The following is a 7,634-nucleotide window of genomic DNA, read 5'->3' as shown; positions in this document are numbered from 1 at the left end:
GCCCGGGCCCGGGGCGTGGCGGGCCGGCCGCCGCGGGCCGCGCGGTCATGCTGGGCCCATGTTCGTCTTCAACCTGGGCAGCGCGTTCATCACCTTCTTCGCCGTGGTCGGCCCGCCGAAGGTCCTGCTGGCCTTCACCCGGCTGGCCGGCACCCGGAGCACCCGCGAGCTGCGGCGGCTGGCGGCGTGGAGCGCGGTCATCTCCGCGGTGATCGGCCTGGTGCTCGGCTTCGGGGCCGACGACCTCACCACGTTCTTCCACATCAGCGACCAGTCACTGCAGCTCGCGGGCGGGGCGATCTTCTTCGCGTACGCCGTCGCCCTGGTCTTCGGCGTGCACCTCGGCTCCGACGGGGACCAGGGCGAACAGCTGGCGAACCCCCTGGCGGAGGGCATCCGCGAACTGCTGCTGCCGTACATCGCCAGCCCGCTCGCCATCACCGGCGTGCTGGTCGTCTCGCTCAACCGGGACGACGGGGGCTGGAAGGCCGCGGTGGCGGTGGCGTACGTGGCCGTCGCGGCGATCAACTACCTCTGCGTGGCGCTGCTCGCCCCGCTGATACAGCGCACCCACACCACCTCCCTGGAGGTGCTGTCGCGGCTCCTCGGACTGCTGCTGGCGGCCGTCGGCGTGGAGGTCTTCCTGGAGGGCCTGTCCGGGCTGGGGGTGCACCTGCCGACCGCGCACTGAGCCCGGCCCGGCCCGACCGGCGCGGTCAGACCGACCGTACCGATCGGCCCGGCCCGACCGGCGCGGCCACCCCGTGGGTCACCCGGCCGCCAGCCGGCTCAGCACCGCGCCGATCCGCTCCCGCACCAGCGGGTCGGTGACCAGGCCGTCCGCGCCCACCGCCGTGCGCTCCAGCGGGATCCGCACGCACGCCTCGTCCACCACGGCCGCCCCGGTGTAACCGAGCACCGTGCGCAGGGTGGCCTCGGCACCCCGTCCGCGGCCGGGGGCGGCGCAGTTGATCCAGCCGACGGGCTTGTCGGAGATCTCCGTGCCGCCGACCGTCCAGTCCAGCAGGTTCTTGAACGAGCCCGGCAGCGTCCCGGCGTACTCCGGGGTGCAGACCAGCAGCGCGTCGGCGGCCTCGATCGCGGCCCGCAGCGCGGTCACCGGCGCGGGCAGCGGGTCGGTGTCGTGGTCGGGGTTGAAGTGCGGCAGCCCGGCCAGCCCCTCGTACTGGACGGTCCGGACGCCGGGCAGGCCGGCGGCCACGGCCGCGGCGGTGCGCAGCACGCTCTCGTTGGAGGATCCGGCCCGCAGGCTCCCGGACAGCAGCAGGATGTGGCGCTCGTTCGGCATGCCCGGGAACCTACTCCTTGACGTCCGCGTCAGGGCCAGCCGACCGCCACCCCGGGGGCTAACCCGGCTCCAGCGGCCGCCAGGGCACCGGGCTGGAGAGGATCATCGAGCTGGACGGCTGGCCGTAGCGGCCGAGCCGGTCGCACAGGGCCTCGAACTCGGCCATCGTGGAGACCGCGACCAGCAGCACGCAGCAGGCCCCGCCGGTCACCCGGTGCAGTTGGAGGACCTCCGGCCAGGTCGCCACCTCGGGGTCGCGCAGCACGCAGCGGTGGCCGTAGCACTGGATCTGCACCAGCGCGGTGATCGGCAGCCCGGCCCGGGTCGGGTCGACGTGGGCGTGGTACCCGCTGATCACCCCGTCGGCCTCCAGGCGGCGGACCCGTTCGGCCACCGCGGGTGCGGACAGGCTCACCCGGCGGGAGAGTTCGTTGTACGAGAGCCTGGCATCGGCCTGCAGCTCGGCCAGCAGTCGGCGGTCGACGGCGTCCATGGCTCCTCCGGGAAGCGGTCCTGGGCAGGGGTTTGCGTTCGCAAAGCGAACCGGTCGAACGCCTCGCGAACGACAACCCGCGGCGCGGTTGCGGTGCCCGTCGACCATTCAAGCGGGGGCCCGTACCGCCGCACAATGGGCTCCCCGGCGGAACCAGGACGTCCGTCCGCTCCGCCGGCCCCGGGCGACCAGACCCGGACGGACCAGGAGGGATTCGGGATGGGGCACGACACGGTGGAGACACCCAACCTGTCGTTCGGTCGGGGCGGCGAGCCGGGTCGGGGCACCCCGTACGCGCAGTACGTGCGACTGGACGAGCTGCACAGCCTGCAGCACCCGCGCAGCAAGGAGCCGGCCGAGCTGTCGTTCATCGTCACCACCCAGGTGATGGAACTGCTCTTCGACCTGCTGCGGCACGAGTGGACGCAGGCCCGGCAGGCGCTGCGCGACGACGACCTGACGGCCGCGCTGGCCGCCCTGCGCCGCGGCACCCACGTGCAGGACGTGCTGGTGGAGTCCTGGGACCTGCTGGCCACCATGACGCCGCAGGAGTTCAACTCCTTCCGCGCCCTGTTCGGCGAGGCTTCCGGCTTCCAGTCCTCGGCCTTCCTGCACCTGGAGTTCCTGCTCGGCAACAAGAACGCCGCGCTGCTGAACATGTACGAGGAGATGCCCGGCACCCGGGCCGAGCTGGCCGAGGCGCTGCGCGAGTCCAGCCTGTACGACGAGGCGCTGGCCCTGCTGGCCCGGCGCGGGCTGGGGGTGCGCCCGGAACCGTCCGAGCAGCGCTACCGCCCGTCCGAGGAGGCCGCCGCGGCCTGGCGCCGGGTCTACACCGACCCCGAGTACGCCGCCCTCCAGCCGTTCGCGGAGGCGCTGTTGGACGTGGCCGAGCGCGTCACCCGCTGGCGCCAGCGCCACCTGAGCGCGGTCAAGCGGACCATGGGCGGCAAGCCCGGCTCGGGCGGCTCCAGCGGGCTGACCTGGCTGCGCAAGTCGGCCGAGCAGGACGTCTTCCCGGAGCTGTGGACGATCCGGGACGAGCTGTGACGGGCAGGGCCGTGGACGAGGGGATGGGCATGATCACGCGCGAGGACTGTGCGGCCCTGGACGCCGCCGACCCGCTGGCGGCGTTCCGCAAGGAGTTCACGCTGCCCGACGGGGTGGTCTACCTGGACGGCAACTCGCTGGGCGCCCTGCCGGTGCGCACGCCGGAGCGGGTGCGGCAGCTGGTCGAGGAGGAGTGGGGCCGGGAACTGATCCGCAGCTGGAACGACGCCGGCTGGTTCGAGCAGCCGTACCGGCTCGGGCGCCGGGTCGCGCCGCTGATCGGCGCCGACCCGGCGCAGGTGGTCGTCTGCGACACCACCTCGGTGAACCTGTTCAAAGTACTCTCGGCGGCGCTCGCGCTGCGCCCGGAGCGGCGGACCGTGCTCGGCGACGCCGAGGCCTTCCCGACCGACCTGTACATCGCCGAGGGCGTGACGGGCCTGGTCGAGGGCGGCCGCAGCCTGCTGATCCGCCCCGAGGAGCTGGACCGCCACCTGGACGCGGACGTGGCCGCGGTGGTCCTGTCGCACGTGGACTACCGCACCGGCGAGCTGCTGGACATGCCCGGGATCACCGCCCGGGTGCGGGCCGCGGGCGCCCTGATGATCTGGGACGTGTGCCACTCGGTGGGCGCACTGCCGATCGAACTCGACTCCTGCGGAGCGGACTTCGCGATCGGCTGCACCTACAAGTACCTGAACGGCGGCCCCGGCTCGCCGGCCTTCCTGTACGTCGCCGAGCGGCACCTGGCGGCCGGTCCGCGACAGCCGCTGAGCGGCTGGTTCGGGCACGCCCGCCCGTTCGCCTTCGAGCCGGGGTACGACCCCAAGCCGGGCATCGGCCGGTTCCTGACCAGCTCGCCCTCACTGCTCGGCCAGGCCGCGCTGGACGCCTCGCTGGACGTCTGGGAGCGAGTCGACCTGACGGCCGTAAGGGCCAAGAGCCTGGCGCTGACCGACCTGTTCGTCTCGCTGGTCGAGGGCCTGGACGGCGTGGAGGTGGTCACCCCGCGCGACCACGCCCGGCGCGGCAGTCAGGTCGCACTGCGGCACGCCGACGGGTACCCGGTGGTGCAGGCGTTGATCGCCCGCGGAGTGATCGGGGACTTCCGCGCGCCGGACCTGATGCGCTTCGGCTTCACCCCGCTCTACCTCTCGTACACCGACGTCTGGGACGCGGCCCGCGAGCTCGCCGAGGTGCTGGCGAGCGGTGAGTGGCGGCAGGAGCGCTTCTCCCGACGGGGCGAGGTGACCTGACGGCCGACGGCGTCGGCCCCGCGGCAGCCGGTCAGCGGGGCTCACGCCTCGTCAGCTCCGCCACCAGCCTGCGGTAGACCTCGAAGGCGGGCTTGGGCGCGTAGTCGTCCCGCAGCAGTCCGAAGCGGCGGAACAGCCCCGGGCCCGCACTGTCGGCGTCCCGCAGGGCGAAGAAGGTGTAACCGGTGATGGTGAGTTCGGAAGCCAGCCCGACGACGGCCCGGACCACCTCCTCGACCACCTCGGCCTGCCGCGCCTCGCTGCGGCCGGGGCCGGTGGGCCAGCCGTTCTCGCAGATCCGCAGCGGGACGGCGGGCCCGATCCCGGCCCGGGGCAGCGCACCCTCGCGGAAGCCGGTGAGCACCGCCCGCACCGCGTCCGTGAGTCGGTCGGCCGGGACGGGCCGGAAGACGTCCGGGAAGAAGTCCACGCCGACGTAGTCGAGGGCGCGGTGGAAGCGGTCGTCGGCGAGTTCGCCGAGCTCGTCCCAGAAGGCGTCGGCGGCGGCATCGAAGGACGGCGCCGCGTTGAAGCCGACCGCCAGGTGGTCGTGACCACGGGCCAGCGCCTCCTCCTTGGCCGCGACGACGCCCTCGACCATCGCCCGGCACACGTTGGGGATGCTGCCGTCCACCGGCGGGAGGTCCACGTTGGGCTCCTCGCAGATCTGGACGTAGGCCAGACCACCGCCCTGCGTCCGTACCGTGCGCCGGACGAAGTCCAGCCAGCCGTCCAACTCTCCGCTGGGCTCCCGGTACTGGAGCACCAGCTCGAGCTCGCGGCCCTCGACGGCGTACTGCTCGGGCCGCTCCGGGGTGTGCGCGCCGTCCGGGTACATCCGGTAGGCGCGGACGGTCAACCCGGCCTCGCCTCCCTGGAGTTCGCGCAGTGCGGCGGTGATCCGCGCGGGGTCGTCGGGACGGACGGGCTCGATCAGGCCGGTGTCGTCGCCGACCAGGCCGCCGGGGTAGATGCCGAAGGTGAAGGTCATGCCGACACCCTAGCCGACTTTTTTGGTGTCACTGCAAGTTTGCGGCGACCCCATTGTTCACCGGTAGGATTCCGCCATGGGACTTCGTGAACTCAAGAAGCAGCAGACCCGGGAGCTGCTCGCCGACACCGCGATGGGTCTGTTCGCCGAACGCGGCTTCGAGCAGGTCACGGTCGTCGAGGTGGCCCGGGCGGCCGGCGTCTCGCCCAACACCGTCTTCAACTACTTCCCGACCAAGGAGGACCTGTTCTTCGACCGCCAGGACGAGGTGGTCGCCCACCTCGCCGAGGTGGTGCGCGGAAGACCGGCGGGCAGCTCCGCCGTGGACGCGGTACGGGCCGACCTGCTGGCCGCCATCGCCGACGGGGAGCCGACCCTCGGACTGAGCCCGCGGGCGGCGGCGTTCTGGCGGATCATCGACGCCAGTCCGGCGCTGCGCGCCCGGCTGCTGGACCTCGGCGAGCGCGCCGAGGCGGCGCTGACGGCCGTCCTGGCCGAGGAGTCGGGGGCCGGAGCGGACGACCCGCTCCCCCGGGTGGTGGCCGGCGCCGTCGCCGGCGCCCACCGTGCGGTCCTCGCCGAGATCCGCCGCGCGATGGTCGCCGGCGAGCGGGCCGAGCTGGTGCGCCGGCGGGTCGAGGACGCGGTGGAACGGGCCTTCGGGCTGCTCGCCTCCGGTCTCGCGGAGTACCCGCCGAAGCGTTGACCCGGGCTCGGGACGCACCCGTCGAAACGCCGATCCGGGCCGTGAACGGCCGAGGCCGCCCGGGTCCGGTCGACACGGGCGGCCTCGGCCGTCAGCGGGGCCGTCAGGTGGGCCGTTGGCGGGGCCTTCGGCTGGGCCGTCAGCGGGGCCGTCAGCTGTGGCGGCCGCGGCGGCGGGTGGCCAGGACGGCGAGGCCACCGAGTCCGAGCAGGGCGACCCCGGCCACGCCGAAGACCACCGGGGCGTTGCCCGCGCCGGTCGAGGGCAACCCGCTGCCGTCACCGGGGTGGTGACCGCTCGGGTGCTTGGTCGGGTGGTGGCTGGTCGGGGCCGGCCCGGCGCTCGACGTGGAGGCGCTCGGAGAGGTCGGGCTCGGCGACGGCCAGGTGGGCGTCGGGCTCGGCCGGGTCGGTGAGGGCCAGGTCGGCGAGGGCGAAGTCGGGGACGGCGGGGTCGGGGACGTCGGGGACGGTGACGGGGACGTCGGGGACGGTGACGGTGAGGGCGAGGGTGACGGCGAGGAGGAGGTCGGCGACGGGCTCGGTGTCACCGTGCAGTCCGGCAGGTCCCCGTCGAACGGGTAGCTGTGGATCTCGTAGCCGCCGGTGCCGGTGTGGACCAGGTTGCCCGCCAGGTAGACCCGGCCGTTCATGCCCGCCTGGGCGATGGTCGTCGTCCCGGCCGGATTGCCGGCCAGGACGGACCCCTGGAACTGCGCACTGCCGAGGATCTGCGCCCTGGTCGCGGTCGGGAAGTTGTACATGAGCCTGGAGCGCATCTCGGTGGTCTGGTCCCCCACCAGCCCGGTGCCCGTGTAGGTGTTGATGATCGGACTGTCACCGAGCATGTTGATCACCACGGTGGCCCCGGCCGGGATGTCGTTGAAGACCAGGCCGATCTGCCCACCGCTCGGTGAGGTGAGGTTCCGGCTGACGTTGAAGACCTGCTTCGCGCTGGTCCCGTCACCGGTGAAGACGGCCTGGCCGGAGGCGATGTGGACGGTACCGGTCGCGGCGGCCCGCCCGACGCAGTCCGAGAGCTCCTCGATCCGGGTCAGCACCGCCTGGTACGGCGCGGCCGCGTTCGGGTCCTGGATGTCGCGGCCGGTGGGGTCGATCCGGACGGTGCCGGTGACGCCGCCCGCGTGGCGCAGGTTGCCGAAGGCCTGCCCGCGGGAGTCGCTGCCGCCGATCAGGATCGAGTTGCCGGTCCTGACGTCGACCGCGCCGCCGGTGGTGACGAGGTCGCTGCCGTTCGGCGGCACGACGCGCGAGCCGACGCCCACGACGCCCATGTTGTAGACGCCGCCCCCGTTCTTGTCGACCGTCAGGTTGCCGAGCGCGACGATCTTGCCCTCGGCCTCCGCCGCGCGGCCGTTCACGGTGTAGTCACCGCCGGTGAAGATGTTGATCGTGGCATCCCGGCCGGTGAAGTCGCCGTTGTTCGGCGGCGGCCAGGTGGCGGGGCAGTCGGGTCCGGAGCAGGGACCCAGCGGCGGGGCCAGCGGGGCGGCCGAACCGACCGTCAGCACGGCGGCCAGCGGCACCGCGGCGACGGCGGTCGCCACGGCGATCCGGACGGCCCGGCGACGACCGGCGGCGGACGTCCTCACGGCGGTCGTTCTGTGATCCGGCGAACCGGCGGCCTGACCCATCGACAATTCCTCCGCACAGGGGAAGAGGGCAGGCGTGGACGGCCTGCCTGGTTCCGTCATATGTGCGGACAATCCCATGGCTTCGGGGCATCCAATCCCGAATCGGATGATTCACACCCTTTCGATCAACGGAGTGGATCTGGACGTCCGTCGATCGGCCCATGGACAGCCAGGG

At 73.2% G+C, this 7,634-nt stretch carries 8 protein-coding genes; 4 read left to right on the top strand and 4 right to left on the bottom strand.

What is annotated here, in order from left to right; translation table 11 throughout:
* Window positions 1-58 precede the first annotated feature (58 nt).
* Window positions 59-691 (top strand): MarC family protein, encoded by a 633-nt coding sequence (locus tag ABT247_RS14090; protein WP_350742405.1) that lies wholly within the window; start codon window positions 59-61, stop codon window positions 689-691.
* Between the two features lie 78 nt (window positions 692-769).
* Here the strand turns inward: ABT247_RS14090 and ABT247_RS14085 are convergent, their stop codons facing one another.
* Window positions 770-1,309: an NADPH-dependent FMN reductase gene (locus tag ABT247_RS14085; RefSeq protein ID WP_350742403.1), complete on the bottom strand. Its 540-nt coding sequence runs from the start codon at window positions 1,307-1,309 to the stop codon at window positions 770-772.
* Between the two features lie 58 nt (window positions 1,310-1,367).
* Entirely contained in the window at window positions 1,368-1,802 is a 435-nt protein-coding gene (locus ABT247_RS14080; RefSeq protein ID WP_350742401.1) for an Lrp/AsnC family transcriptional regulator, read from the bottom strand.
* 219 nt (window positions 1,803-2,021) lie between these two features.
* Between ABT247_RS14080 and ABT247_RS14075 the strand changes: the two genes are divergently transcribed.
* Together ABT247_RS14075 and kynU are read left to right on the top strand one after the other, a co-directional pair.
* A complete protein-coding gene (locus tag ABT247_RS14075; RefSeq protein ID WP_350742399.1) occupies window positions 2,022-2,852 on the top strand; it encodes a tryptophan 2,3-dioxygenase in 831 nt (276 codons plus the stop codon).
* Between the two features lie 29 nt (window positions 2,853-2,881).
* Window positions 2,882-4,108, top strand: a complete 1,227-nt coding sequence (kynU, locus tag ABT247_RS14070) for a kynureninase (RefSeq protein ID WP_502892445.1) — start codon at window positions 2,882-2,884, stop codon at window positions 4,106-4,108.
* Between the two features lie 31 nt (window positions 4,109-4,139).
* On the opposite strand, the gene ABT247_RS14065 is transcribed toward kynU, so the two are convergent.
* Complete coding sequence (locus ABT247_RS14065) at window positions 4,140-5,099, bottom strand: hypothetical protein (RefSeq protein ID WP_350742395.1); 960 nt, start codon at window positions 5,097-5,099, stop codon at window positions 4,140-4,142.
* Between the two features lie 76 nt (window positions 5,100-5,175).
* Between ABT247_RS14065 and ABT247_RS14060 the strand changes: the two genes are divergently transcribed.
* Window positions 5,176-5,805 (top strand): TetR family transcriptional regulator, encoded by a 630-nt coding sequence (locus ABT247_RS14060; protein ID WP_350742393.1) that lies wholly within the window; start codon window positions 5,176-5,178, stop codon window positions 5,803-5,805.
* Window positions 5,806-5,956: 151 nt separating this feature from the next.
* Here the strand turns inward: ABT247_RS14060 and ABT247_RS14055 are convergent, their stop codons facing one another.
* On the bottom strand, window positions 5,957-7,417 hold the full coding sequence (locus tag ABT247_RS14055; RefSeq protein ID WP_350742391.1) for a choice-of-anchor A family protein: 1,461 nt from the start codon (window positions 7,415-7,417) through the stop codon (window positions 5,957-5,959).
* Window positions 7,418-7,634 lie beyond the last annotated feature (217 nt).

Source organism: Kitasatospora sp. NPDC001539 (assembly GCF_040298565.1).
In the GTDB taxonomy this organism is placed as follows: Bacteria; Actinomycetota; Actinomycetes; order Streptomycetales; family Streptomycetaceae; genus Kitasatospora.
Note: the sequence above shows the minus strand (reverse complement) of the source record. Positions and strands in the feature narration are given on the sequence as shown.

Coding starts and splice junctions, on each gene's coding strand:
- ABT247_RS14080 (WP_350742401.1), bottom strand. CDS start 1,802: ATGGACGCCGTCGACCGCCGACTGCTGGCCGAGCTGCAGGCCGATGCC.
- ABT247_RS14075 (WP_350742399.1), top strand. CDS start 2,022: ATGGGGCACGACACGGTGGAGACACCCAACCTGTCGTTCGGTCGGGGC.
- ABT247_RS14065 (WP_350742395.1), bottom strand. CDS start 5,099: ATGACCTTCACCTTCGGCATCTACCCCGGCGGCCTGGTCGGCGACGAC.
- ABT247_RS14060 (WP_350742393.1), top strand. CDS start 5,176: ATGGGACTTCGTGAACTCAAGAAGCAGCAGACCCGGGAGCTGCTCGCC.
- kynU (WP_502892445.1), top strand. CDS start 2,882: ATGATCACGCGCGAGGACTGTGCGGCCCTGGACGCCGCCGACCCGCTG.
- ABT247_RS14085 (WP_350742403.1), bottom strand. CDS start 1,309: ATGCCGAACGAGCGCCACATCCTGCTGCTGTCCGGGAGCCTGCGGGCC.
- ABT247_RS14090 (WP_350742405.1), top strand. CDS start 59: ATGTTCGTCTTCAACCTGGGCAGCGCGTTCATCACCTTCTTCGCCGTG.